We start from the raw sequence: 23,186 nt of genomic DNA on the forward strand, positions 1-23,186 counted from the left end.
ATTTCCTCCCGCCAAACGCGCCTATTTGAACAGCGCGTTGCTGTAAATGGTCCTCAGGATCGATAAAATTTTTTCCTGACGGGCCTCGTCAAAGAGACTGGTAAAATCGGCAAATTCTTCAATTTCATAGGCAAAGGCGTCGCAGTTCTCGATGTAGCCCTTATCGACGACCCAGGCCCGCAGCCGGGTGAGGAAATTCTTTTGCTCGTCGCTCAGGGTCTTGTCGTTGGTCACGGGAAAGAAGGCCACCTTTACCTGCTCGGCTTCGATTTTGGCCACTTGCCGGACCAGAAGCCCGAATTGGAGATTGCCGTAGGCGTCTTCATAGTCTTTTTTCGTGCCGAGACGTTTCGTAAACACCCGGGCCAGGGACTTGTGGTCCTCCTCGGTCATTTTGTAATTGACCCGCATGCGCCAGATGGCCGCTTGATTGGGATTCGTCCGGATGTAGTCCGTGATTCTCTCCTTGTATTCCCGGATCCGGAGATTCCGTTCCCGTTCCTCGGGCGTGAGTTCGCTTGCGTTTTCGGTCTTTTCTCCGGACTCTGTCTGCGCGTCGTCGACCACGGGCTCGGAAACTTTATTTTTCGGCAATTCCGGTTTATCCGGCGTTTCTTTTTCCGCCGGATCCGTCGCAAAAATAAACTTGATTAGTTTTCTTAATTTTGTACGCACCATCTCCAGTTCGAGAATGGAACTGTTGTCAATAAATTTGCTGCTGCCGAAATACTTGATATAATCGAGCTCGTTTTTGATTTCGGGAATGTTCTCATGCTTGTGCAGCATGTGGCATATGCCGGAAAGCTGCTTTTTTGCCCGGATTACAAAGGGCTTGGATTCCATCTGGGCCAGCATGATGCCGTACATGAAATTATCAAATTGAAGACTATATTCATCGCCTTTTATGCGGACAAGGGGCGCGATCTGGACTTCAAGATTGCTCTTGTCCTCAGCGGTCAACCCCGCGTCGTAGACAGCCCGGCGCGTATACTTTTCGAGATGGGAAAATTGCAGATGCACGTTGGTCAATTCCGTCGTCACGCTCTTGACGAGGGCGGTCACGAAGTCCGTCAGCTTGTCGGAAAAGGCCATATAATCCTTGTCGGTCAGCTTGTTGTGCTGGATGTGGTACAAGAGGCCCACGCATTTGACAAAAATATCTTCCGAGATGTTTCGGAGCTCGAGGTTGTCCTCGCTTTTCTTGTCGGCGCTGAAAAAATCGAAATTGCCCAAATAGTCAAAAATGTAATAGCGCTTTTTCCCGACATAGACTCCTTCCTTGGGCTCGATACAGGTAATATTGGGATTGGCTACGTTTCCGACGCTCATCATCTGATGAAACTCGAATTTGGAATAGATTTTCTTGAAGAGGACCACATTGAGGATTTCGGGAATAATCATGCCCATGGAGGCGAAGCCCACGTCCACAAGGATGTTCACATTGCGCTCGGGGTCCAGAAAATCATCGAGGGAATCTCTGTCGTCAAAGAGCGCGAGTCTGATAAAATCGTTGCCCGCGTCGGGATATTTCAACCGGAAGCGTTGCAGGATCCGTTCCCCGTGGTTCCGGTTCTGGGCAAAAATCACGGTTTTCCCCACGGATTCGCTCTTGGAGTCCTTGATCCCGCTTTTCATGATATCTTTGAGGACCATGTCGATGGTGTTCGCGTTCATCAGGTAATTGTCCACGAGGTCGTTGGGGACCCAGTTCAGCATCTTGGCCGGATCGTCCGTATACGTCTCCTCGCAGAGGTTCTTGTTTTCCGTCGTCAGCTGGTCATAGGCCATGTTGTTTTCCAGGACTTTGTTGCCGATGGTGACGACGCTGTAGGGCACGATGATGTTGTCCTGCTGTAGGGCTTCCTCATAGTGGTAAATGTAGCGGCTGTCGTCCCGGTTCGTCCCGAAAAAGCGGAAGACGTCGGGGTCCAGGTCGTCCTTGGGCAGCGGGGAAATCCCCACGACGGCGGAATCGAAATAGCGGAAGATCTCTCCGTAGGAGATGATCGTATTCCGGCAGACGTTGTCGACGACGATCAGGTCAAATTCGCCCGGGGAGAAATAGCGCTCGCCGCTGCCGGTGATGTGACCCAGTTCCTTGACGATGTCTTCGGGCGTGGAAACGAGCAGTCGTCCGGCGTCGTCGGCGTACTTGCTGTATTCGCCGATGGACATGCTGAGAATGAGCCGCTTCAGCATTTTCTTCGTATACTTGAGATTGACGTCCCGCCCGATTAGATAGAGGACGCTGGTCACGTAGTTGGCCCGGGACATGAGGTCGATCAGTCCCGCCAAAACTCTCCCCTGAGCGCTGCCGCTCGTCATGAAGATCAGGCTTTTCGTTTTGTTTTCGATAAAATCCGACGTGACGGCCTTGATGGCCTCCACTTCGTAGGGAAGCGGCGCGATCCGGTTGTCGATGGCCACCGTGATCAGGTCTTTTTTGCTTTTCTTGAGATTTTTGATCCGGTGCAGATCCTCGAGCCCGAAAATGCCGGCAATCTTTCTCGGCGTGGCGTGCAGGCTGTCCATGTAATAGAAGGAACCGCCGTGAACGAGGAAAACGGCCGGTATTCGCCGGGTGTCGCTGCCGATGTGGCCCGCGTAGCGGACGGCCTGTTTTCTGCCGTATTCGAGATCCTCTAGGCTGTAGCGGCCCTCGATGATCGCCAGGGGCAAGCCGTCTTTGCCCAGGAGCAGGTAGTCGATGGCGACTTTTTCCCTGCCTTCAAGGGGACTGCGGATCTCGTATTCGACGTCTTTCTTGATGTCCCGCTCGGGGTCCCAGCCCGCGAATTTGAGGTCGAGGTCGATATAAAAGGAGCGGACGCTCATTTTGTAAAAATCGGCGGGGCGGAATGTCCGCAGTTTCCGGTTCAGATCCTTTTTGATCAGAAAATAATTGCGAACGCCGGAAATCTGGTCCTCCAGCCGCTTGGAGACCGCCTCGTCGCGGAAAACCAGGCTTTTCTTCTCAAAGGCCAGATCTTTGTTCAGGACCGTGATCATGCCGACGGGGATATCTTCCTCGCGGAATTCCCTTTCCGTATAGGTCAGACCGTAGACGTAATCGATCCACAGCACAAACTCAAAAACAATGGACAGCGCCAAAACCGCGTCATCCTTGGTCAGTTCGTCTTCCGACTGAAGCGTGAATTTCCACAGTTTGACAATATACGGGAGTTTGAGGATCACCTGTTCGTCTACGAGGGACTTGAACAGGGGGTCCGCGATCAACTGATCGAGCTTTTTGTATTTTTCCCGGCCCGGCAGATTCTCCACGGCGTACACCCAGCGCACCGCGAAAGTCAAAGCCTCGTAGCACCCCAAAACGGAGAGGGCCAGCGACGTCGAGAGAATATTTTCCGTTTCTATACAGACATCAGAAAACAACTCGTATTGTTTCAGATGCTTCAAATATTCGAAATTGGTAGGCATCTTTTCCCCTTTATCTATTTCCGGAGTTGGCGCACAGCTTATTTTCTGGTTTTTTCTTTATTGTCTTGTTCTCTATGGATGAAGGAAGGTTCATTTTGCTTACGGAAGTGATTCTTCCCCATTATACCAAAAAATGCATGGTTTTGTCTATAGATTAGACAATTATTTTTCGGGGATGGTTGTACAAAAAAATTCTGCCGGTTCTTTTCAGAACCGGCGAAAAGTGTATGATTTTTATAGATTTAGAACGTCAGCTTGAGCTTGACGTCATCCCGCGTCCGGAGATTGCCCTCGATGATTTTTTCGTCTCTGATGTAGATCGCGTAGGTCCCGAGGATCTCGTTTTTTTCCACGGGGGCGATGACCTTGGCGCTGCGTTTGATCTTGATGTTGACGTTGTCGTTGACTTTGATGACCCTGCCGTAGGTCCGATCGGGGTAGAGATCGATAAATTCGCTGGCGCCGTGGATTACGGGGATCCGGGCCAGGGCCCGGGATTCGTCGAGGATCTGCTTTACGGCAAAGTGGGCGTCAAAGGAATCCACGTAGGCAAGGGCCACGGCGTCCCGCTCCCGGTAGGATTTTCCGCCGAGAACCACCGTAATGATCCGGAGCCCGTTGCGGTCCGTGACAATGGCGATGTTGTAGCCCGATTTGGAGTGGTAGCCGGTCTTGATGCCGTAGATCCCGCGCTCTCCGATGAGTTTGTTGCGGTTGGTGAGCTTGATCTTGCCGCCGTGGATCGTTTCGGCGGCGGTACCCGCCACGGCCATCAGGCGCTTTCTTTTGACAAATTCCACGGCCAGCTTGTAGACCCCCATGGCCGTTCCCATGTCCATGTCTTTTTTCGTGATGTGGGTCGGAAGCCCCGCCGGCGTGTGAAATTCGAGTTCATTTTCGAGACCCAGTTCCCGGGCCTTGTCGTTCATCATGTCCACGAAGTCGGCAATACTCCCCCCCACATGGTCGGCAAGGGCGTAAATCGCGTTGTTGGCCGAATAGATCCCCGCGGCCTTGATCAGATCCTCCACGGTAAAAGTTTCGCCCGATTTCATGGGAATTCCGCTGCCCCCTATGCCGATGGCGGCCTTTGGGATGGCGATCTTGTCCGTAAGGGCGATCTTTCCCGCGTTGACGGCGTCGTCGACGACGAGGAGCGACATCATTTTCGTCAGCGAGGCTAGGGGCCATTTGACCGAGCTGTTTTCGGAAAAGAAAATTTCCCCGTGCTCTTCGCCCAAAAGCACCGCGGCGTATAATTGCTCCGCGGAGGCGATATTCTCGGCTACGCCGGTCTCGCCGCTTTCCGTGTCTTCCTTGTCGCTGTCGGGAACCGGGATGATGTCCAGCTTTATCGGCTCGGGCGCGGCTTTTTTCACGGCTTTTTTCTTTTTTGGGGCGGCTTTTTTCGGAGTTTCCGCCGCCGGGGCGGATACTTCCGCTTTTGTCGGGATCGGGGGGACAGACATCCCCCGGGACAAATCAAAAATACCGAAAAACAGGATACCGAAAAGGATAAGGACTCGTTTCATGGTTTTCTCCGTCGCGTTTTCTATTATTCAATGAAATTATAGCATATCCCGGAGAAATTGCAATGTTTTTTCAAAGAAAAAAAACCTCCATAAACGATAAATTTACAGAGGTTTGGCGCAATCAGCGACGACATGGAAGCTTGGGGGGATAAATTCAGCCTTTTCCCGATTCCAAAACCAGATCCTTTGATTTTCCCGCCTTGAGGATATAGCTGTCCGTATCGTGGCCGAGAATTTCCCGGACCCGTTTGGCGCAGCCGATGACCTTGTCGAGGTCAATCCCCGTCTCTATCCCCATTTCCGAAAACATATGCACGACGTCCTCCGTCGCGACGTTTCCGGCCGCCCCCGGGACGAAGGGACAGCCTCCCACGCCCGCGAAGGACGTGTCAAAGCGTTTGATCCCCGCGCCCAGGCCCGCGATGATATTGGCCATGGCGAGCCCCCGGGTGTTGTGAAAATGGAGCCACCACGTAACTTCGGAAAATTTCTTTTTCATTTCCATGCAGATGTTGTAGACCTGGTTGGGAACCGCCATGCCGGACGCGTCCGAAAGAGAGATTTCGGAAATCCCGCAGTCGAGATAGGCCCTCGCGATGATTTTTACGTCCTCCAGGGGGATTTCCCGGTCCCAGGGGGAGCCGAAAGGCATGGAAATGGATCCCGAGATTTCAATCCCGTTTGCTCGCGCCGCCCGGACACATTCCGCAAAGCCTTCGACTGATTCTTTGGGCGTCATGTTGAGATTCGCCAAATTATGTCCTTTGCTCGCGGACACATTGAGCTTGACTTTTTTGCAGCCGCAGGCCGCCGCCCGTTCGACGCCCTTCAGGTTGGCAATGAGTACGCGGTATTCTGTCCCTTCCCGCTTCCGGATCCGCCGCATGACTTCATCGGTATCAGCCATCTGGGGGACGGCTTTGGGGTTCATGAAGGACCCCGCTTCGATTACCGGAAACCCCGAATCCGTAATGGCGTCAATGAGGCTTACCTTTTCCTCCGTCGTGAGGATTTTTTTTTCGTTTTGAAGCCCGTCCCGGGGGCCGACTTCACACAGGATGACTTTTCTTTCTTCCATCATCAGATTACCTTCCGCTCACATATTTTTCGCAGTATTCTTTTGCCGTCTCAAGGCAGCGCTTCGCGTGACCCTGCTGGCCTAATTCCGCTACCCGGGCCGCGTTGGGGAGCTCGATGGAGTAGGTCATCGGCGGCATACAGTTGAGAATCGCCGCGATGTCGATCCCGCCTTCTCCCGCGTAGAGCCGCTCTTCCCGCATGATCCGGACCAGTTCGTCCCGCTCCGCCGGGATTTCTCCCGTGGCGTCACAGAGATGGGCAAAATGGAAATACTTGTCGGGTACGGCCCGCAAATCTTCATATTTATCCCGGGCCCGCTGGAAATGGTGCGTATCGACCATGAGTCCCGCGTTGTCCCGGTTGACGGCGCGAAGAACCTCCATGGCCTGGGCCAGGGTTCGGACCCCGGCAATCGGCACATACTCGAGATCGACGGTCAGGTCGTATTTTTTGGCGAGGTCGCAGATTTCGCCGAATTTTTCAATGTAATAGGGCTTATTTTCCGTCCAGATGCTCGAAAGCACATGGGATCCGCCCAATTCCCGGGCCAGCTCAAAAGCCTTTTCATAGGCGGACACATCCATGTTGTCCAGAACCCGGGCCAGTTCGATATCGGACAATTTTAGTCCCGTATCCCTGAAGATGGCCTTGACTTCGGCTTTCATGTCGGGATCGTCATAAAGGGCGTATCGTTCCTCACCGGGAACCCCCATGTAGATCTGCCGGATGCTGACGTAATCATATCCGCAAACGGCGGCGATTCTGGCCAGTTCTACGGGCGTTGTTTTGAGGATCGTCAGATGCGCCAAAGAAAATTTGAACTCCATACTACCTCCGGATGGCAGGGATTCCGGCTTCTCACTCGTTTCGCCGGAAATCCCCGTCAATTTTGATATCGTTTGTTTATTGTTCAAAAAGCTCCTGTCGAACATAATCCAGGGGCATGTCCACGCCAAACCAGATCTTGAAGGCAATGGCGCCCTGCCACAGCATCATGTTGATGCCGTTTGTGGTCTCGCAACCGGCTTGTCTCGCGTACTTCATCAAAAGCGTTTCCCGCGGGTCGTAGACGATGTCATAGACGAAGACGCCGGGATGAAAGACATCGGGAGAGGAAACGACGCATTTTCCGCCGCGGCTTTCCATCCCGAGAGGGGTTGCGTTGATAAATAATGTCGCGTCCTTCATTTCATTTTTAACCGTAATATCGTCATCGGCTATGATCCTTACTTTCGCGCCGGAAATATTACGTTCTATGGTTTCCTTGATCTCAGCCGCGAGAGTTTTGTTGATTTCTTTGAGGATCAATTCTCCGACCCCGTTGTAAGCCAGTGATATTGCAATCGCGCGTCCTGCCCCGCCGACACCGCACAAAATTACTTTTTCGTTGCGATATTTGATTCGTTTTTCATCAAATGATGCGATAATCCCTCTGCCATCGGTATTGTATCCTGTGATCTTTCCGGTTGACGGATCAATTTTCGCGGTATTGATCGCTCCGATAATCCGCGCGTCTTCCGAAATGTCATCCAGATAAGCCAAAATTTTTTGTTTATGGGGAAAAGTAACATTGAACCCTCTGGCCTGAAAAAGCTTGAATGCGTCAATGGCCCTTTCCAGATCGCCATCCTGGACGTCAAAGCACAAATAGACGTAATCCAGTCCCAGTTTTTCGAAAGCGGAATTGTGCATATGCGGCGACCGACTGTGCTTTGTAGGGTTTCCGATCAGCCCGATCAATCCCGTGGTTCCTTGTATTCTGTTATTCATCCAATCACTTCCGTGGCTATAGTTTTGACTCAGGCTATTATTTCGTTGTCACATGCTTTGAACGGACGGCTTCGCCGGAAATCAACACGCCTTCGTAAATGTTATCTTTGGGGGTATAAATATCGTTAATATTCCATGTGCCGTCTGTCGGCACCGGAATATTTTCCATCGGAACATCCAGCAAATATGGTTCATTGGCGTTGATTGCCTCTTCAAAGGCTCTTTTGAATTCCTCGGCGCTTGTGATTTTTTTCGCCTTGATCCCGTAAGCTCTGGCGACTTCAGACCATTCCGGATTGTAAGGTTTTTCATTGATTTTGAAGACCGTCCCGAACGTATGATGGTAATGGGAGGATTCCAATCCGGCGATCGTTCCGAAAGCATAATTGTTCATCACAACCCAGACAACGGGGATATTGTATTCTTTCGCAGCGGCAAGGACGGAAGGATTTGTTCCGAAACCGCCGTCTCCGATCAGTGTGATGACTTTTCTGTCGGGGGCCGCCAGCTTCGCACCCAGTAAAGCGGCTGAGCCGAATCCCATCGTTGCCAGTCCGCCCGGATGCAGAATCGTTCCCGGGACCGTGATGTCAAATTGTTGCCCGACGCCGTTTTTATTCCATCCGACATCGGTTACAATAATCCCGTCTTCGGGCAGGACCTCACGGACATCCTTCAATATTCTTTGAGGCGTCATTGGATAGCGCTTGTCCTCTTCCACAGTCTTGTTTGCTTTTTTGAAATTCGCTTTATATTCAGCGATGGCTTTGATTATTTCCGGTCGCTTGATTCCTTCCGTTTTTAAAGTTTTCGCCGCTTTTAAAATCGCTTTGAGCGCGGCTTTCAGATCCGCGACAGCGCCGATGACGACGGGATAATTTCTCCCGATTTCCGTAGGATCGATATCAATTTGGATGAATTTTGTTTTGCCTTGATCAAAGGAAACGCCCTTGTACCAGCTGCTGGAATCCGCTTCGGCGAATCTTGTCCCCAAAGCCAGGATGACGTCGGCGTTGGCGGTTCGCTCGTTGATGAAATTCGTGCCCCAGAAGCCTGTCATACCCATCAGGAGTGGATGCCGGTCGGAAATACAGCCCTGTCCCATAAGCGTCCGTGATACGGGGACTTCAAGAAATTCCACGAGTTCCCTGAGTTCTTCGCTGGCTTTGGACAGGAGGATGCCGCCCCCCGCGTGGATCACGGGATTTTTTGCTTCAATGAGCGCTTTTGCGATTTTAACCGCTGTATCCTCGTCGAGGGACGGCTTTATGGTATCATGAGAATCCAGATACGTCCTTTCAAAAAAGAGCGTGTCCACTTCCCGTGAAAACATATCCATGGGCACGGAAATCAATACCGGCCCGGGGCGGCCCGATTCGGCCAGGCGAAAGGCCTTGTCGAGGATTTCCCCCATCATTTCCGGCGTATCAAGACGCCACGCCCTTTTGACAAAGGGCTTGTAAATATCATATTGCGAGCCGTCGCAATGCAGGTTCACTTCCTGGTGCGGATGCTTGCCGTAATAATAACTCGGCACATCGCCTGCTATAACCACCATCGGTATCGAATCGAAAGCTGCGTTGGCAACTCCCGTAGTGGCGTTTGTCAGCCCCGGGCCCAGATGACACATCACGACGCTCGCTTTTCCTTTGACTCTCGCGTAGCCGTCGGCGGCCGTGGAAGCGATTTGTTCATGGCGAGTCGAAATATATTTTAATTTACTCTTTTGCAACGCATCCAGCATTGCGATAACCGTGTGTCCACAAAGGCCGAAAACGTATTCCACGCCTCTGCGTTCGAGATAGTCGGTAATTTGTTCCGACAACAGTCTTTTCATTGGTCTGTCCTCCTTAACAGGTATCAAACGAAATATGCTACATTACTTTTTTTGATCAATGAAGCTGCATGCGGCGCGTAATCCCAGTGTGTAAACATCGGGACCGAGACCCACGAGAATCCCCTGAGCCAGGGAAGAGATTACGGAAAAATGTCGCCATTCTTCTCTTTTGTGTACATTTGACATATGAAGCTCATATATGGGGCACTCCAGGATGTCCAACGCGTCGTGAATTGCCCAGCTGTAGTGAGTCCACGCGCCCGCGTTGATCAGGACGGCGTCCTTTTTATCCATGTACGCTTTCAATATGCGATCCACCATATCCCCTTCGGAGTTTGTCTGGTAGAATTCCACCGTGACGTCCCCGATTTCTTCGGCGACTTTTCTGATGCGCTCGTTGATCTGATCCAGCGTAATCGTTCCGTACTGTTTCGGGTCTCTCTTTCCAAACATATTGTGATTGACTCCGTGTAAAAACAGTACTTTTTTCATTTTTTTATTATTCATTTCTTCATCCCCTTATAGAATAGCCGGCTTTTTCTGGCGAATTTAAGCTGTCAGCCCGGCCTTTGTTTCTTTTTGCCTTCCACCGCTGATAAGTCTGTGTTTGCGTGACAAACATCACGACGATCATGATGAAGAGAACCACGGAAATCGGACTTGTGAAGATGCTTCCCAGCAATCCCACCACGGATTTTTTTAGAAGTACGCCTCTCCGGTAATTTTCTTCGAGCAATTTTTCCAGAATCGTACCGAGTACACATGGCCCGATGGGATAGTCAAATTGCTTCATGAAATAGCCCAACACGCCGAAACCCAGCATCCAAAACACATCCGGCAGGCTGTTGTTTATGGCATAGGAACCGACCACAGACAGAATAATGATGATCGGCATTAGAATCCCCTTGGGTATTTCCACAATTTTCGTAAAAATTTTGATTCCGGTCAAACCAAAGATCAGAAGAAAGACCGTTCCGAACGCGAGACAGCTGACAATCAGATAGAACAGGTCCGGCGTTGTCGTCATCAAATTGGGGCCCGGCTTCAGCCCGTGAATCGTCAATGCGCCGATCATAACCGCCGTAACGGCGTCTCCGGGAATCCCCAAAGTGAGCATCGGAATGAAAGCGCCTCCGATCGCCGCGTTGTTGGCGGTTTCCGGTGCAACAATCCCTTCAATCGCTCCTTCTCCGAAGGGCGTTTCCGGATTCTTGATGGTCCGTTTGGCCTGATCGTAGGTTAAAAGCGCCGCAATGTCTCCGCCTGCGCCCGGCAGCGCTCCCACAAGCACACCAACGATGGCGGAACGGAACGTCAGCGGCAAATGTTTTTTGATCACATCAAAAGAAGGAATGATTTTATCAATTTTTTGTTTGATCGGGATAATGTCTTTCGTCGTGATTTGCGCCAAAGCCTCTGAAACGCCGAATAATCCAATCATGGCTACGACATAGTTCACGCCCGGCAATAAATAGGTGATGCCATACGTAAAACGCGGTTTCGCCGTCATGGTATCCATTCCCACGGTACCCAGCAGGACGCCGATGGCGGCGGAGATAAGACCACGGTATATGGATTTGCAACCGAGGCTGCCCACCATCATCATGCCCATTATGCCTAAAAGCAAATAGTCGACCGAAGAAAACTTCAAGGCAAATTTTGAAACCATGGGCGCGCAACAACCAAGCGCAATGATTCCGAGCAATGTGCCGATGACCGATTGCGTTGTGGCAATGCCCATGGCTCTGCCCGCCTCTCCTTTTTGTGCGAGAGGATAGCCGTCAAAACTGGTGGCAACGGCTGCGGGCGCTCCCGGAATGTTCAGTAAAATGGCGGAGCGAGATCCGCCATATACGGCGCCGATAAAGACGCCGATCATGAGTGCCAGAGCTCTGTGCGTTTCCCATCCAAAGGTAAACGAAACCAATAAAGATACAGCCATTGTCCCCGACAGACCGGGAATTGCGCCGATATAAATTCCTGAAAAAACACCGACTGCGACAAACAGAATCAGGACGGGATTATAGACGGGAATCATTAAATAATTAAATATACTCATGAAACTCTCCTTTTTTATGGCAAAACAACGCTGAAGAGGTATCTGAAAACAACAAGGATGAATGCCATGCAACATGCCGTCCAGAGTATGTTTTTCACATAGTTCTTCCGCAATAGATAACAGATTCCCACCCATAAAAACAGGGGTGTTGATACAATGAAACCGACTCCTTGATAAAGCGCCGTGCAATATGCCAATATGAGTCCCATCATGATCAATATGTCTTTAGGAAATATGTAGGCCAAAGTTATCAGAATCTTTTTTCCCGCAGGCAGACCTTTCGTTTCGGATGTTTTTTTGCGGTCATTGATCAGGATCGCCAGAGAAAACAGAACGATCAGCGAACTGACAAACAAAGGGACCGCCCCGTAAGAAGAGGGTTTTGGATTTTCAAGATACAGTTTGACAGAAGCCTGGAAAAAATAACCACCGAAAATCAGCAGAAACACTGCGAATCCTTTTTCTCCCGGTTTAAAATTTTTTTCTGTCATGGAACCTCCTCCGTTCTTGTTATTTTAAACCCAATTCCGCCGCGCTTTTATCGGTAGCGCCGCTTTTATATAATGCGTCAATCGTGTTGATCTGCCAGGATTTGAGATATGCTTTTGCCTTTTCGCCGGTATACCCCAAGCCATTGATATTGAAATCTTTCAGCACTTTCTGATAAGTATCGCTTTGATACGCCTTTTCAAAGGCTTTTCCAAGAGTGGCGATCACAGCCGGATCGGTCCCCTTTTTTACAAATACGCCGTAGAAAGGACCCCAAGGTAAATACTGTTCAAAATCCGGATATTCAGCAGTAATCAGAGGTACGGATTCCATCTGGGGAACCGGACTTTTGGAGAGCATCGCGAGAAATCTCAAATCCCCGGATTTGTACTCTTCGATTCCCGATTGCACTTTCACAACGGTAAAATCACATTCTCCTCCTAAAACTGCGGCTCTCGCGGTGGCGTCGCTGTCGTAGGGAATCTGGCTGAATGTGGCGCCAGTCAGCGCTGTAATGAAGGATCCTACTTCCCAAGGAAGCCCTCCGGTTCCAGTCGTGGACAAGGTCAAAGCTCCGGGCTCTTTCTTGGCGGCTTCGACAATTTCGGTAAATGTTTTGTAGGGAGAATTTTTGGATACGGCAATGCCGACTGTTTCATCTCCGATCAGAAATACCGGTTCAAAATCCGCGTAAGTCAGATCCAGGATTTTCAGTGCCGTGTATAATTGAGGGTTTTCCGCTCCCATCAGCAAGGTATAACCATCAGCGTTTTTCGCGTAGACGTATTGGGTGGCTATGGATCCGGTCCCGCCGGTTTTGTTTTCCACCACGATGCTCTTGCCCAGTTCTTTTTCAGCAAGACTGGCGAGAGGACGCATCAGCGAGTCAGTACCGCCGCCGGCGCCCCATTGTACAATGCCGCTGATATTTTTTTCAGGATACGCGGCGTCAAGCATGCTGAGATTTCCAAAAAATATTAGACAAGCAGATAAAACGAACCATTTGATTTTTTTCATGAAAAGCCTCCTTTTATTTTTTTCTGTCATAAAATCGCAGTTGTTATAAAAACTATTCTTCCATGGCGGGGTCGTAGTAGCTCCCGAAGAGTTCCTGATCCGTGGGCATATCCCGCGGAATGGGCCGGGATACCCAGGTGGTATTCATATAATGCTTCAGCGCGATATTTTCCGAAACAATGTTACCGCCCCAAGTCCCGCAACCCATGGACGAGGTCATGGGCATCCCGTTTGTGGCGGAACCGGCGTTGGCCTTGGATTGCGGCTGTCGTACCATGATCCGGCTTACGGGAGCGGCGAGCCCCAGTCTGTGAATGTGGTCGTCGTCGAAGGAATAAATCCCCACCGAATGTCCCTTGCCGCCGACTTCATAGATGGCCCGCATGGCGTCGAGGGCGTTTTCAAACTCACCGGAATATTTGTGGGTCGCCAGAAGCGTCGTCAGTTTCTCACTTGAGAAGGGATGCTCCTTTCCGATGCCGTCCCCCTCCACGAAGATGAATTTTCTGTCGGCGGGAATCTCGAATCCTGCGGCCTTCGCCAGGGCCTGGGGGGCGATGGCTACGGTGTCCGGTTTTCTGTGATTTTCCTCGTCCCACATGACGCTCCGCAGTTTTTCGCGTTCCGCGGCGTTTGCCCGGTAGCCCCCTTCGGCTTCGAGAGCATCCAGCACCTGATCGTAGACTTTATCGTAGATGATAATGTTGCCGTCGGCCGAGCAGCCGCTGCCGTAATCGGAAGTCTTGCTGAGCATGGTGTTGCGGGCCGCTTCCTGAATCCTTTCGGGATGGCCCTCAAGGGTATCGTCATAGATCATCGTGGCGTTGCCCGCGCCCGAGCCGTAAGCGGGCGTGCCGGAACTGTACGCGGCCTTGACCATGGGGCGTCCGCCCGTGGCGATCACAAGATTTACCCGCTTCATCATTTCCTGAGTCATGGCCTCGCTGGGGTTTGTCACGCACTGCAGAATGTCCTCGGGGGCGCCTTCTTTTTTGAGGGCCTCCCGCATGAGGCGCACGGTCTCAAATGTGGTCTTTTTCGATCGCGGATGCGGGGAAAAGATCACGACGTCCCGGGCCTTGATGGCGTAGATGGCCTGCCCCGCCGGGGTCAGGTCGGGGTTTGTCGTCGGTACCAGAGAACCGATGATCCCCACGGGTTTCGCGTATTTCACGATGCCTTTTTCCGGAATTTCTTCGATGATGCCCACGCTCTTTGCCCGCAGGGCGTCTCTAAGGCAGCCCCGAATTTTGAAACGCTTGTTCTGCCGGGAAACCGGGTCTCCGAGGCCGCTTTCGGCGATCCCCATATCGACCAATTGCAGGAAAGTTTTTTTGTTGGCGACGGACCAGGCCACGGCCTGGATCAATTTGTCGACCCGCTCCTGATCGTAGGTCTCGATGATTTTGGCCGCCTTTTCGGCCCGCGAGAGTAATTCGTCCAACTCCCTGATTTGTTCTGCGGTAATTTCTTTTGCCATGTCGCAAATGCCTCCTTCTTTTATTACAGTAAAATTGTCATTTTTTTATTCGCTATGTTTATTTTCCGCATGCTTTAATCTTTTATACTACAACCTTATCACTAAAAAAAGAGAAAATCCAATACTTTTATTCGATTGACTTGATAAAAAAATTTTATAAGTATGAAAATTTGTGCTTCGTGTAACAAAATTCAGTAACAGAATTTCCGCAAAAGAACAAATTGACATTCCATGAAAAAGTGGTATAATCGAACTAAGAGAGCTTTATGGTAAAATTGCCATTTTTTTCAAAAGGAGGGGCTATGACATTAAAGGCGCTTCGTTACTTCAAAACTTTAGCGGAAATTCAGCATTTCAATAACGCGGCGCAGCAGCTTTATGTCTCGCAGCCCAGCCTGAGCTACACGATCACCGAGCTTGAAAAAGAGCTGGGCGTTTTGTTGTTTGACCGGAAGGGGAAGAAGATATTTTTGAACGCCAACGGGGAAAAATTCCTGGGCTATGTCAGTGAGGCCCTCCGGATCATCGATGACGGCATAGAGCAAATCAAGCCCCCGGGCGACGGGGCAAAAATCATCAATATCGGCTGCCTGCACAGTATGAGTCTTGTCTCGGTACCGCAACTCATTGAAAAATTTTATGCCGACGAAGAGAACCGTTTTATCAAATTCAATTTTACCGAAGGACTTAACGAGGAAATCAAAGAGGAGCTCTATCAAAAGAAAGTCGACATGATCTTTTGTGTGGGAAAGCCGGACAACACCGAGGCCTATCCGGTTCTTGAGCAAAAACTCTATCTGGTGGCGTCCAAAAAAAATCCGATTTCCGCCAGAGACGAAATCTCTCTGGATGAGATTGTCAACGAGCCCTTTGTGATGATCAAAAAAGACAGCGCCCTCCGAAAGCTTGTGGAAGAGGAATTCAAAATCCGAAAAGCCGTTCCGAATACGGTATTTGAAGTCAATCAATGCAATTCGGCCCTGACCTATGTTTCCATGAATTTCGGCGTTTCCATAATTCCATCGATTCCCGGAATGTTCCGGGAGGACCTGAAAGTCCTGCGACTCATCAATCCGGAAGTCACCCGGACCATCTATGTGGCCTGGCTGCCCGAGGAAAAAACCTGTCCGGCCGTCGAAAAAGTCCACCGCTTTATTGTCGGACAGACAGCCATTATTTGAAGATAAAAAAAACGCGACCCCTTTTCGGATCGCGTGATTTTTTATTGCGAATTTTAACTTTGCGGCTGCTTTTTGCTCAGGTAATTTTCAATGGCGAGCTTGATGGCCTCCTCGGCGAGGACCGAGCAGTGCATCTTGACCGCGGGCAGCCCCCCGAGCTCCTCGACGACTTTTTTGTTCGTCAGCTGCAGGGCGTCGCGGATGGACTTCCCCTTGACGAGCTCCGTGGAAATGGACGAGCTCGCGATGGCCGAGGCGCAACCGAAGGTCCGGAATTTCGCGTCAGTGATCACGTCGTTGTCCACTTTCAAAAAGATTTCCATAATATCCCCGCAAGCCGGATTGCCGACCTTTCCATAGCCGTCAGGGTTTTCGATGACGCCCACGTTGCGCGGGTTCATAAAATGTTCCATGACTTTTTCCGAATACTGCATATTCTCTCCTTTATCGAATTCTTGTGCTTTTTTTTATTTCGCGCCGATATATTCGTTCCACAGCGGCGACAGACTCCTGAGTCTGGCGATAATCTCCGTCAGCGTCGTCACCACATAGTCGATTTCTTCTTTTGTGTTGTATTTTCCCAGGGAAAAACGGATGGTCCCGTGGGCGAATTTGGGGTCAATGCCCATGGCGAGGAGCACATGGGAGGCCTGGAGGTCGTCGGAGGAGCAGGCGGAGCCCGAGCTCACGGCGATCCCTTTCATGCTTAGGGAAAGCAGGATCGATTCCCCCTCGAGGTATTTGAACGTGACGCTGGACGTTCCGGCAAGCCGCTTGACATCCTTGGCGTTGATGACGATCTCGGGAATTTTTTTCAGAATCTCGCTTTCGAAATAATCCCTCAATTCCGATTCCCGTCTGTATTCTTCGTCCTCGTTGGCCACGGCTTTTTTCAGCGCCGCCGCGAGTCCCACCATGGACGCTACGTCCGAGGTCCCCGGTCGCCGGTGTTTTTCCTGGTTGCCGCCGGTCAGCGTGTGGGCGAACCGCACGCCGTTCCGCCAATAGAGGCAGCCGATGCCCTTGGGGCCGTAAAACTTGTGGCCGGAAAAGGAAAGCAGGTCGATGCCCGTTTCTTTGGGCGCCACTTTGATCTTCCCCATGGTCTGGACGGCGTCCACATGAAAAATGATTTTATGCGCTTTGGCGATTTTCGCGATTTCCTCCACGGGTTCGATGGTCCCCACTTCGTTATTGGCGTGCATGACGGAAATGAGGATCGTATCGTCACGGATGGCCTTTTTCAGTGCTTCCAGATCGACAAGGGCGTTTTTGTCCACGGGAAGTTCCGTGATCTCGTAACCGTCCTGCCGCAGGTCTTCCAGCGTATTTTTGATCGCGTGGTGCTCGATGGAGCTGGAGATAATGTGCTTTCCCCGGTTCCGGTAGGCCTTGGCGATACCGCGCAGGGCCATATTGTCCGCTTCGCTGCCCGAGGCCGTAAAAATAATCTCGTCGGGGCTGACGCCCAATATGTCGGCCACGGTTTCCCGGGCCCCGTTCATGGCGTCGGTCGTTTCCTTCGAAAACAGGTGCAGGCTCGACGCGTTTCCGTAAAATTCCGTCAGGTAGGGGGTCATGATGCGGAAAACTTCGTCGTCCAGTTTTGTTGTGGCGTTATTGTCCAGATATACTCGCATATGCAACACTTCCTTATGGTTTAATCGTTGGCGTATTCGCAATTTTGTTTTTTTCTGCGTTTCGTCTCATATCAAGTATATTCTATCATTTCTTAGTCGTTGAGTCAAGAATTTATTTTACGATTTTCCCATTTTTGTAGGAAAAGTTCTCCTTCGTCCCGTCGCCCCGGATCAGGGTAGCGGGTCCCTCCTTCTCGCCGCGGATATAGGTGAAGCGGGTCTTGTTGCCCTTGTCGTCAAAGGCGTAGGCCCTGCCTTCCTTGATGCCGTTGATGTAGCTGTATTCCTCGGCGGCGCCGTCATTAGCGTAAAATGTTGCCTTGCCGTTTTTCTTGTTGTGCTCGTAGCTGAATTCTTCCCGGTCCCCGTTGGCGCAGTAAAATACGGCCTCGCCGTCCCTTTCCCCCATGAGGTAGGAAAATTTCAGGTAGTCGCCGTTGCCGTAGCGGACTTCCGCCTTTCCGTTGCGTTTGCCGTTGAAGTATTCCGCCTCTTCCCGGTCCCCGTTGACGAAAAGGGAAAGTGTACGGCCGGTTTTGACGCCGTTTTCATACCAGAATTCCTCCCTGTCCCCGTTGGCCCAAAAATAAGTGGCCTTGCCCTGCTTTTTGCCGCCCGAGAACAGAAAGTCCACCCGGTCCCCGTTTGTCCGGTACCGCGTCGCCGCCCCTTCCCGTTTGCCGTCTTTGTAAAAGAACTCCGCCTTGTCGCCGTTGACCCAGTAATAGACCGCCCGGCCGTTCCGCTGGCCGCTGACGACGGTGAATTCCTCCCTGTCCCCGTTGGGATAGGTGAAACTGTCGGTATTTTCTTCCATATCAGCGGGAATCATGTCGTCCAGCTTGATGGTTTTTTCCGCCTGAACCGGCGCGGCTTCGTTTCCGCCGTCTGTCGCTTCGTCTTCCGCATCGGCGCTTTCCCGGGCCGGAGGCTTGCTTTTCCCCGATTTTTTTGTCGCTTTTTTCAGTAAAAGCAAGAGGACAAACAGCGCGATCAGCCCCCCCGCACAGCCCAAGGCCGCCCCGGGGTTCTTGTCATAAAGCGCTCGCGCCGCTTCTTTCCATTTGTTCAGTAACGTCAGAAATTTGTCCATAGTAATCCCGCCTCCCGGGTTTTGATTCGTTCACGCTATCAGTATATCACAAAGAAATGAAAATGCAAAGGGGATTTTCCTTTATTTTGCGCCGTCGGCGCGGAAATCACAGGATAAATTTGTCGAGGTTTTCTCCCGCGCTCTCGTCTTTGAACACCCTTTTGACGAAGCGGGCGTCGATGGCGACGCGTTCTTCCCTGCCATAGGGCGCTTCAAAGAGGATGTCCTTGAGGATCTGCTCGACGACTGTGGCCAGACGCCGGGCGCCGATATTCTCGACGCTGTCATTGAGCCGCACCGCGATTTCCGAGATGGTCTCAATGGCGTTTTTCGTAAAGGACAGCTTGACATTGTCGGTCAGGAGCATGGCCTTGTATTGATCGAGCAGATTGTATTCCACTTCGGTCAGAATTTTCACGAAGTCTTCCTTGTCGAGGCTTTTGAGCTTGACCCGGATCGGAAAACGCCCCTGCAACTCAGGCATCAGATCCGAGGGAGAACTCTGGGTAAAGGCTCCCGCCGCGATAAAGAGGATGTGGTCCGTTTTGACGGGGCCGTAGGGGGTCATGATCGTGCTGCCTTCTATGATCGGCAGGATATCCCGCTGTACGCCCTGGCGGGACACGTCTCCCCGGTCGATGCCGCCCCGTTCAGCGATTTTGTCGATCTCGTCGATAAAGACGATGCCGTTGTTCTCGACGTTTTCGATGACCCTTTCCTTGAGCGCCTCAAGATTCAGCCGCTTTTCGAGGTCCTCCTCGATATAGCGCCTGATGCCGTCTTTTACGCTCAGCTTGAGTTTTTCTCTGCCGCCCTTGCGGCCGGGCTCAAAGTTCGAGATCATCTGCTCGAAGACGTTTCCGATGTTGTTGTTTTCGTCGATGCTGCCGCCGACGATTTCGATGATGGGCATGGGTACGGGCCGGATCTTCCGGTCCATTTCAATCTCCCGGTTGTCGTATTTGCCGGCCTCGATTTCCCCGAGCAGGCGGGTTTTCTCCGCTTCGCTGAGGGTTTCCTTGGGTTTCAGCGCCTTGAGAACCTTCTCATAGGCTTTTTTGCGGGAAATTTCCCGCATCTCATTGTACATTTCCTCTTTCATCTTGCGGAACGTGATCTCCACAAGGTCCCGGATGATGCTTTCGACGTCTTTGCCCACATAGCCCACTTCCGTGTACTTGGTGGCTTCGACCTTGATAAAGGGGGCGTTCACGATCCGCGCGATCCTGCGGGCGATTTCGCTTTTGCCGACGCCCGTGGGGCCGATCAGAATGACGTTTTTGGGCGTGATCTCGTTTTTCATTTCGGGATCGGACACACTTTTCCTTCTGTCCCGGTTTTTGAGGGAAATGGCGACATATTTTTTCGCCTCTTCCTGCGAAATAATGAATTTATCCAGTTCTTTGACGATCCCTCTCGGGGTCAATTCTATTTTTTTACTCATGGTTTGCTCCTGAATCCCTCCGGATATGTTCTTTTAAGGCGGCAAGCGCCCTTCCTCTGTGGCTGAGCGCGTTTTTTTCCGCGGCGCCCAGTTCCGCCATGGTCTTTCCGATGTCGGGAAGCCAAAAATGCGGGTCGTAGCCGAAGCCGTTAGCGCCTTGGGCCTCATCGACGATGACGCCCGGGACCTCGCCCCGGTAGCAATGCGTCGTCCCGTCGGGGAGCGCCATGCAGATCACGCAGACGAATCTGGCCGAGCGGTCGGCTTTTCCTTGCAGGTCCGCGATCAATTTGGCGTTGTTGGCGGCGTCGTTGCCGTGCTCACCGGCGTATCTGGCCGAAAGAACCCCGGGCGCGCCTCCGAGGGCCGCGACCTGGAGACCCGAATCATCGGCGATAACCGGCATACGGAGAGTTCGCGCGATGGCAAGCGCCTTTTTGACGGCGTTTTCCTCAAAGGTCCCGCCGTCTTCGACGACGTCGGGGATCGCTATGCCGTCCCGGACCGAGAGGAGCTCAAGTTCGGGCATATCCCGCAGGATTTCTTTCATTTCTCTGATTTTATTGGCGTTGCCCGTCGCGAGAAAAAGTTTCACTTACATCTCCCCGATGGCTTTATTTTGCTGCCGGATAATTTTTTCAATGGCTTTTCCCGCCAGATCCAGCATGGTCGTCAGCTGTTCCCGGGTAAAGGTCGAGCCCTCTCCTGTCCCCTGCACCTCGATATATTCACCTTTGGCGTTCATGACGACGTTCATGTCCACATCGGCAGCGGAATCTTCCGAATATTTAAGATCCACGACGGGGACGCCCTTGAGGAGCCCCACGCTGATGGCGGCCACGTTGGAGATAATGGGATTTGTTTCGAGTTCGCAGTCGTCGAGCATTTTTTTGATGGCCAGCGCCAGCGCGACAAATCCGCCCGTAATTGACGTCGTCCTTGTGCCGCCGTCGGCCTGGATAACGTCGCAATCGACGGTAATGAGCACCTCGCCCAGGGCCTCAAGGTCCACGGCGGCCCGCAGAGATCTTCCGATCAGGCGCTGGATCTCCATGGTCCGGCCCGTGAGCTTCCCCTTGGCCGATTCCCGGACGTTTCTTTCGAGGGTGGCCCGTGGCAGCATGCTGTATTCGGCTGTTATCCAGCCTTTTCCGGTATTTTTCAAAAATGGCGGCGTCTTGTCCGACACGGTGGCCGTACAGATGACCTTGGTGTTGCCGCACTCAATCAAGACCGAGCCTTCCGCGTGGATATTCACGTCGGTCTTTATTTTCAGTTTTCGTACTTCCTCATTTTTTCTGCCGTCGTCTCTTGCCATAATTCCCCCTGATTGGATTTATTCCGTGTAATATTGGACTTCCTGTCCGTTAAACTGGATATCGTAGTAATATTTGTACAGACCCCCCCGCCGGATGAGCTCCTCATGTCGTCCGGCCTCGACGATCCGCCCTTCCTCCATGACCAGGATCATATCGGCGCTCAGGATGGTCGAGAGTCGGTGGGCGATCACCAGGGTCGTCCGGTTTTTCATGAGCTTGTCGAGGGCGTCCTGTACGAGGCGTTCCGATTCCGTATCGAGGGCCGAGGTCGCCTCGTCGAGGATCAGGATCTGCGGGTCCTTGATCAGGGCCCGGGCGATTGCGATCCGCTGTTTTTGCCCGCCCGACAGCAGCGTTCCCTTTTCCCCCACTTCCGTTTCCATCTTGTCGGGAAAGGCGTCGATAAAGTCCCAGGCGTTGGCCATCCGGGCCGCCCGCTCTATGTCGGCGGCGTCGGTATTTTCCTTGCCGAAGGCGATATTTTCCGCGATTGTGCCGCTGAACAAAAAGCTCTCCTGGGGAACGACGCCGATGTAATTCCGGTATTCCTTGAGGGCGTACTCCCGGATATCCCGGCCGTTGATGAGGATCGCGCCGCCGGTGAAGTCGTAAAAGCGGGGAATCAGGTTGACGAGGGTCGTCTTTCCGCTGCCGCTTTTGCCGACGAGGGCCACCACATCCCCGGCTTTCACGGTAAAATTGATGTCGTGGAGCGTGTCTTCCTCCCGGTCGTCGTAGTGAAAATCCACGTGACGGAATTCGATATCGCGTATGGTCGGACCGACCTGCGCCTCATTTCCCGCAGCGACAGGCTCCGGCGTCTCATCGAAGATCTCGATGATCCGGTCCGCCGAGGGCAGCGCTTCTTGGAGATCGTTGTTTTTATTGATCATGCGCTTCAGAGGCTGGTGCATGAGGCCCAAAGCCGTCACAAAGGACGCCAGATCTCCCGAGGTGATCTGCTTTCCCGTGACGAGATACCAGCCGTAGGCGCCCACGAGGACGATCATGACCGTCGTGATGACTTCGTTGATGGGATTGACTTTGGCCTTGATTTTTCGGCTCCGGTACGTGGTCTGAAACTCCTCTTGGCTGATTTTTTTGTAGTTTTCGATCATTTTGTCTTCATTGTTGAAGGATTTGACGACGAAGATGCCCGCGAGGGCCTCCTGAATATAGGCGGTCACGGCCCCGGTCACGTCCTGCCGGACCCGTCCCGATTTTCTGATCTTCCGCGTATATTTGCGCACGGTGCTGATCAGAAGCGGCATGATCACAAGGCTGATCAGGGTCAGGACCATATCGACCTGGAAGAGCCGGATCGTCAGGGCAAGCACGGCCAGAAACTCCTTGAACATATCGAAGATGTGAAAGCCGATCTGCCCGAGGGTCGTCGAATCGCCCGAGAGCCTTGCCATGAGGTCTCCCAGCTTGTTTTTCTTGTAAAAGGCAAGGGGCAGCCGCTGCAAATGCGAGAAGATGTCGATGCGGATATCCCGCCGGATCGTCTCGGTCACGTAGCTCGAAAAGATTGAGGCCAGATAGCCCGAGAGCACTTTTACGGCCGTCGTGAAAAGAAAGGCCGAAAGGATGTAGATGACCATTCGCGTATTTTCTTTGACGAGCACGTCGTCCACAAAATATTTGCTGAGCCAGGCCGGGGCGGCCGCCATGCCCGAAGAGAGGACGGACATGAAAACGACGCCGATCATGGTCCATTTGTGGCGCATACTGTATTTGAGGAAGGTCTTCAGGGATTTGTTGTTGTACATCCTGAATTTTTCTTTGACTGTACTCATGTATTCTC

Annotated in this window: 19 protein-coding genes; 1 reads left to right on the forward strand and 18 read right to left on the reverse strand. The window is 52.0% G+C overall.

Features of this window, described 5'->3' with window-relative positions; all coding sequences use genetic code 11:
• Positions 1-21: 21 nt before the first annotated feature.
• The 11 genes from LBQ97_07915 to LBQ97_07965 form a co-directional block, all read right to left on the reverse strand.
• Complete coding sequence (locus tag LBQ97_07915) at positions 22-3,438, reverse strand: hypothetical protein (GenBank protein ID MDR1832634.1); 3,417 nt, start codon at positions 3,436-3,438, stop codon at positions 22-24.
• A gap of 242 nt (positions 3,439-3,680) precedes the next feature.
• Positions 3,681-4,970: a D-alanyl-D-alanine carboxypeptidase gene (locus tag LBQ97_07920; protein MDR1832635.1), complete on the reverse strand. Its 1,290-nt coding sequence runs from the start codon at positions 4,968-4,970 to the stop codon at positions 3,681-3,683.
• A 154-nt stretch (positions 4,971-5,124) separates the two neighbouring features.
• Complete coding sequence (locus tag LBQ97_07925) at positions 5,125-6,051, reverse strand: hydroxymethylglutaryl-CoA lyase (GenBank protein MDR1832636.1); 927 nt, start codon at positions 6,049-6,051, stop codon at positions 5,125-5,127.
• A 4-nt stretch (positions 6,052-6,055) separates the two neighbouring features.
• A complete protein-coding gene (locus tag LBQ97_07930) occupies positions 6,056-6,877 on the reverse strand; it encodes a sugar phosphate isomerase/epimerase (protein MDR1832637.1) in 822 nt (273 codons plus the stop codon).
• A gap of 76 nt (positions 6,878-6,953) precedes the next feature.
• Positions 6,954-7,820 (reverse strand): shikimate dehydrogenase, encoded by an 867-nt coding sequence (aroE, locus tag LBQ97_07935; GenBank protein ID MDR1832638.1) that lies wholly within the window; start codon positions 7,818-7,820, stop codon positions 6,954-6,956.
• 37 nt (positions 7,821-7,857) lie between these two features.
• Positions 7,858-9,657: a thiamine pyrophosphate-binding protein gene (locus LBQ97_07940; GenBank protein MDR1832639.1), complete on the reverse strand. Its 1,800-nt coding sequence runs from the start codon at positions 9,655-9,657 to the stop codon at positions 7,858-7,860.
• A 42-nt stretch (positions 9,658-9,699) separates the two neighbouring features.
• Positions 9,700-10,164: a 3-dehydroquinate dehydratase gene (locus LBQ97_07945; protein ID MDR1832640.1), complete on the reverse strand. Its 465-nt coding sequence runs from the start codon at positions 10,162-10,164 to the stop codon at positions 9,700-9,702.
• A gap of 4 nt (positions 10,165-10,168) precedes the next feature.
• On the reverse strand, positions 10,169-11,791 hold the full coding sequence (locus LBQ97_07950) for a tripartite tricarboxylate transporter permease (GenBank protein MDR1832641.1): 1,623 nt from the start codon (positions 11,789-11,791) through the stop codon (positions 10,169-10,171).
• Positions 11,731-12,207 carry a tripartite tricarboxylate transporter TctB family protein gene (locus LBQ97_07955; GenBank protein MDR1832642.1) on the reverse strand — a complete coding sequence of 159 codons (477 nt, stop codon included), beginning with the start codon at positions 12,205-12,207 and terminating at the stop codon, positions 11,731-11,733. Before LBQ97_07955 ends, LBQ97_07950 begins: the two co-directional genes overlap by 61 nt.
• Positions 12,208-12,226: 19 nt before the next feature.
• Positions 12,227-13,222, reverse strand: a complete 996-nt coding sequence (locus tag LBQ97_07960) for a tripartite tricarboxylate transporter substrate binding protein (GenBank protein ID MDR1832643.1) — start codon at positions 13,220-13,222, stop codon at positions 12,227-12,229.
• 52 nt (positions 13,223-13,274) lie between these two features.
• Positions 13,275-14,702: an aldehyde dehydrogenase family protein gene (locus tag LBQ97_07965; GenBank protein MDR1832644.1), complete on the reverse strand. Its 1,428-nt coding sequence runs from the start codon at positions 14,700-14,702 to the stop codon at positions 13,275-13,277.
• 302 nt (positions 14,703-15,004) lie between these two features.
• Here LBQ97_07965 and LBQ97_07970 point away from each other — a divergent pair, with 302 nt between their 5' ends.
• Positions 15,005-15,883 carry a LysR family transcriptional regulator gene (locus LBQ97_07970; GenBank protein MDR1832645.1) on the forward strand — a complete coding sequence of 293 codons (879 nt, stop codon included), beginning with the start codon at positions 15,005-15,007 and terminating at the stop codon, positions 15,881-15,883.
• Positions 15,884-15,936: 53 nt separating this feature from the next.
• On the opposite strand, the gene nifU is transcribed toward LBQ97_07970, so the two are convergent.
• The 7 genes from nifU to LBQ97_08005 all read right to left on the reverse strand — a co-directional run bounded on the left by nifU (position 15,937) and on the right by LBQ97_08005 (position 23,178).
• A complete protein-coding gene (nifU, locus tag LBQ97_07975; protein MDR1832646.1) occupies positions 15,937-16,317 on the reverse strand; it encodes a Fe-S cluster assembly scaffold protein NifU in 381 nt (126 codons plus the stop codon).
• Between the two features lie 33 nt (positions 16,318-16,350).
• Positions 16,351-17,523: a cysteine desulfurase gene (locus LBQ97_07980; GenBank protein MDR1832647.1), complete on the reverse strand. Its 1,173-nt coding sequence runs from the start codon at positions 17,521-17,523 to the stop codon at positions 16,351-16,353.
• A 112-nt stretch (positions 17,524-17,635) separates the two neighbouring features.
• Positions 17,636-18,616, reverse strand: a complete 981-nt coding sequence (locus LBQ97_07985; protein ID MDR1832648.1) for a hypothetical protein — start codon at positions 18,614-18,616, stop codon at positions 17,636-17,638.
• Positions 18,617-18,722: 106 nt separating this feature from the next.
• The gene (gene hslU / locus LBQ97_07990; protein MDR1832649.1) at positions 18,723-20,060 is read right to left on the reverse strand and encodes an ATP-dependent protease ATPase subunit HslU; all 1,338 of its coding nucleotides are present in this window, start codon (positions 20,058-20,060) and stop codon (positions 18,723-18,725) included.
• The gene (locus LBQ97_07995; protein ID MDR1832650.1) at positions 20,053-20,655 is read right to left on the reverse strand and encodes an XTP/dITP diphosphatase; all 603 of its coding nucleotides are present in this window, start codon (positions 20,653-20,655) and stop codon (positions 20,053-20,055) included. Before LBQ97_07995 ends, hslU begins: the two co-directional genes overlap by 8 nt.
• Positions 20,656-21,378: a ribonuclease PH gene (gene rph, locus LBQ97_08000; protein MDR1832651.1), complete on the reverse strand. Its 723-nt coding sequence runs from the start codon at positions 21,376-21,378 to the stop codon at positions 20,656-20,658.
• A gap of 18 nt (positions 21,379-21,396) precedes the next feature.
• Complete coding sequence (locus LBQ97_08005; protein ID MDR1832652.1) at positions 21,397-23,178, reverse strand: ABC transporter ATP-binding protein/permease; 1,782 nt, start codon at positions 23,176-23,178, stop codon at positions 21,397-21,399.
• Between the last annotated feature and the right edge of the window lie 8 nt (positions 23,179-23,186).

This window comes from Fusobacteriaceae bacterium, from assembly GCA_031272775.1.
Taxonomy (GTDB): domain Bacteria; phylum Fusobacteriota; class Fusobacteriia; order Fusobacteriales; family Fusobacteriaceae; genus JAISST01.

What these genes read in the sequence shown, in the direction of transcription:
- LBQ97_07965 (MDR1832644.1), bottom strand. Translation starts at nt 14,702, where the DNA reads ATGGCAAAAGAAATTACCGCAGAACAAATCAGGGAGTTGGACGAATTA.
- LBQ97_07985 (MDR1832648.1), bottom strand. Translation starts at nt 18,616, where the DNA reads ATGGACAAATTTCTGACGTTACTGAACAAATGGAAAGAAGCGGCGCGA.
- LBQ97_08005 (MDR1832652.1), bottom strand. Translation starts at nt 23,178, where the DNA reads ATGAGTACAGTCAAAGAAAAATTCAGGATGTACAACAACAAATCCCTG.
- LBQ97_07970 (MDR1832645.1), top strand. Translation starts at nt 15,005, where the DNA reads ATGACATTAAAGGCGCTTCGTTACTTCAAAACTTTAGCGGAAATTCAG.
- rph (MDR1832651.1), bottom strand. Translation starts at nt 21,378, where the DNA reads ATGGCAAGAGACGACGGCAGAAAAAATGAGGAAGTACGAAAACTGAAA.
- nifU (MDR1832646.1), bottom strand. Translation starts at nt 16,317, where the DNA reads ATGCAGTATTCGGAAAAAGTCATGGAACATTTTATGAACCCGCGCAAC.
- LBQ97_07940 (MDR1832639.1), bottom strand. Translation starts at nt 9,657, where the DNA reads ATGAAAAGACTGTTGTCGGAACAAATTACCGACTATCTCGAACGCAGA.
- LBQ97_07955 (MDR1832642.1), bottom strand. Translation starts at nt 12,207, where the DNA reads ATGACAGAAAAAAATTTTAAACCGGGAGAAAAAGGATTCGCAGTGTTT.
- hslU (MDR1832649.1), bottom strand. Translation starts at nt 20,060, where the DNA reads ATGAGTAAAAAAATAGAATTGACCCCGAGAGGGATCGTCAAAGAACTG.
- LBQ97_07960 (MDR1832643.1), bottom strand. Translation starts at nt 13,222, where the DNA reads ATGAAAAAAATCAAATGGTTCGTTTTATCTGCTTGTCTAATATTTTTT.
- aroE (MDR1832638.1), bottom strand. Translation starts at nt 7,820, where the DNA reads ATGAATAACAGAATACAAGGAACCACGGGATTGATCGGGCTGATCGGA.
- LBQ97_07945 (MDR1832640.1), bottom strand. Translation starts at nt 10,164, where the DNA reads ATGAATAATAAAAAAATGAAAAAAGTACTGTTTTTACACGGAGTCAAT.
- LBQ97_07950 (MDR1832641.1), bottom strand. Translation starts at nt 11,791, where the DNA reads ATGTTGCATGGCATTCATCCTTGTTGTTTTCAGATACCTCTTCAGCGT.
- LBQ97_07980 (MDR1832647.1), bottom strand. Translation starts at nt 17,523, where the DNA reads ATGCGAGTATATCTGGACAATAACGCCACAACAAAACTGGACGACGAA.
- LBQ97_07925 (MDR1832636.1), bottom strand. Translation starts at nt 6,051, where the DNA reads ATGATGGAAGAAAGAAAAGTCATCCTGTGTGAAGTCGGCCCCCGGGAC.
- LBQ97_07915 (MDR1832634.1), bottom strand. Translation starts at nt 3,438, where the DNA reads ATGCCTACCAATTTCGAATATTTGAAGCATCTGAAACAATACGAGTTG.
- LBQ97_07930 (MDR1832637.1), bottom strand. Translation starts at nt 6,877, where the DNA reads ATGGAGTTCAAATTTTCTTTGGCGCATCTGACGATCCTCAAAACAACG.
- LBQ97_07920 (MDR1832635.1), bottom strand. Translation starts at nt 4,970, where the DNA reads ATGAAACGAGTCCTTATCCTTTTCGGTATCCTGTTTTTCGGTATTTTT.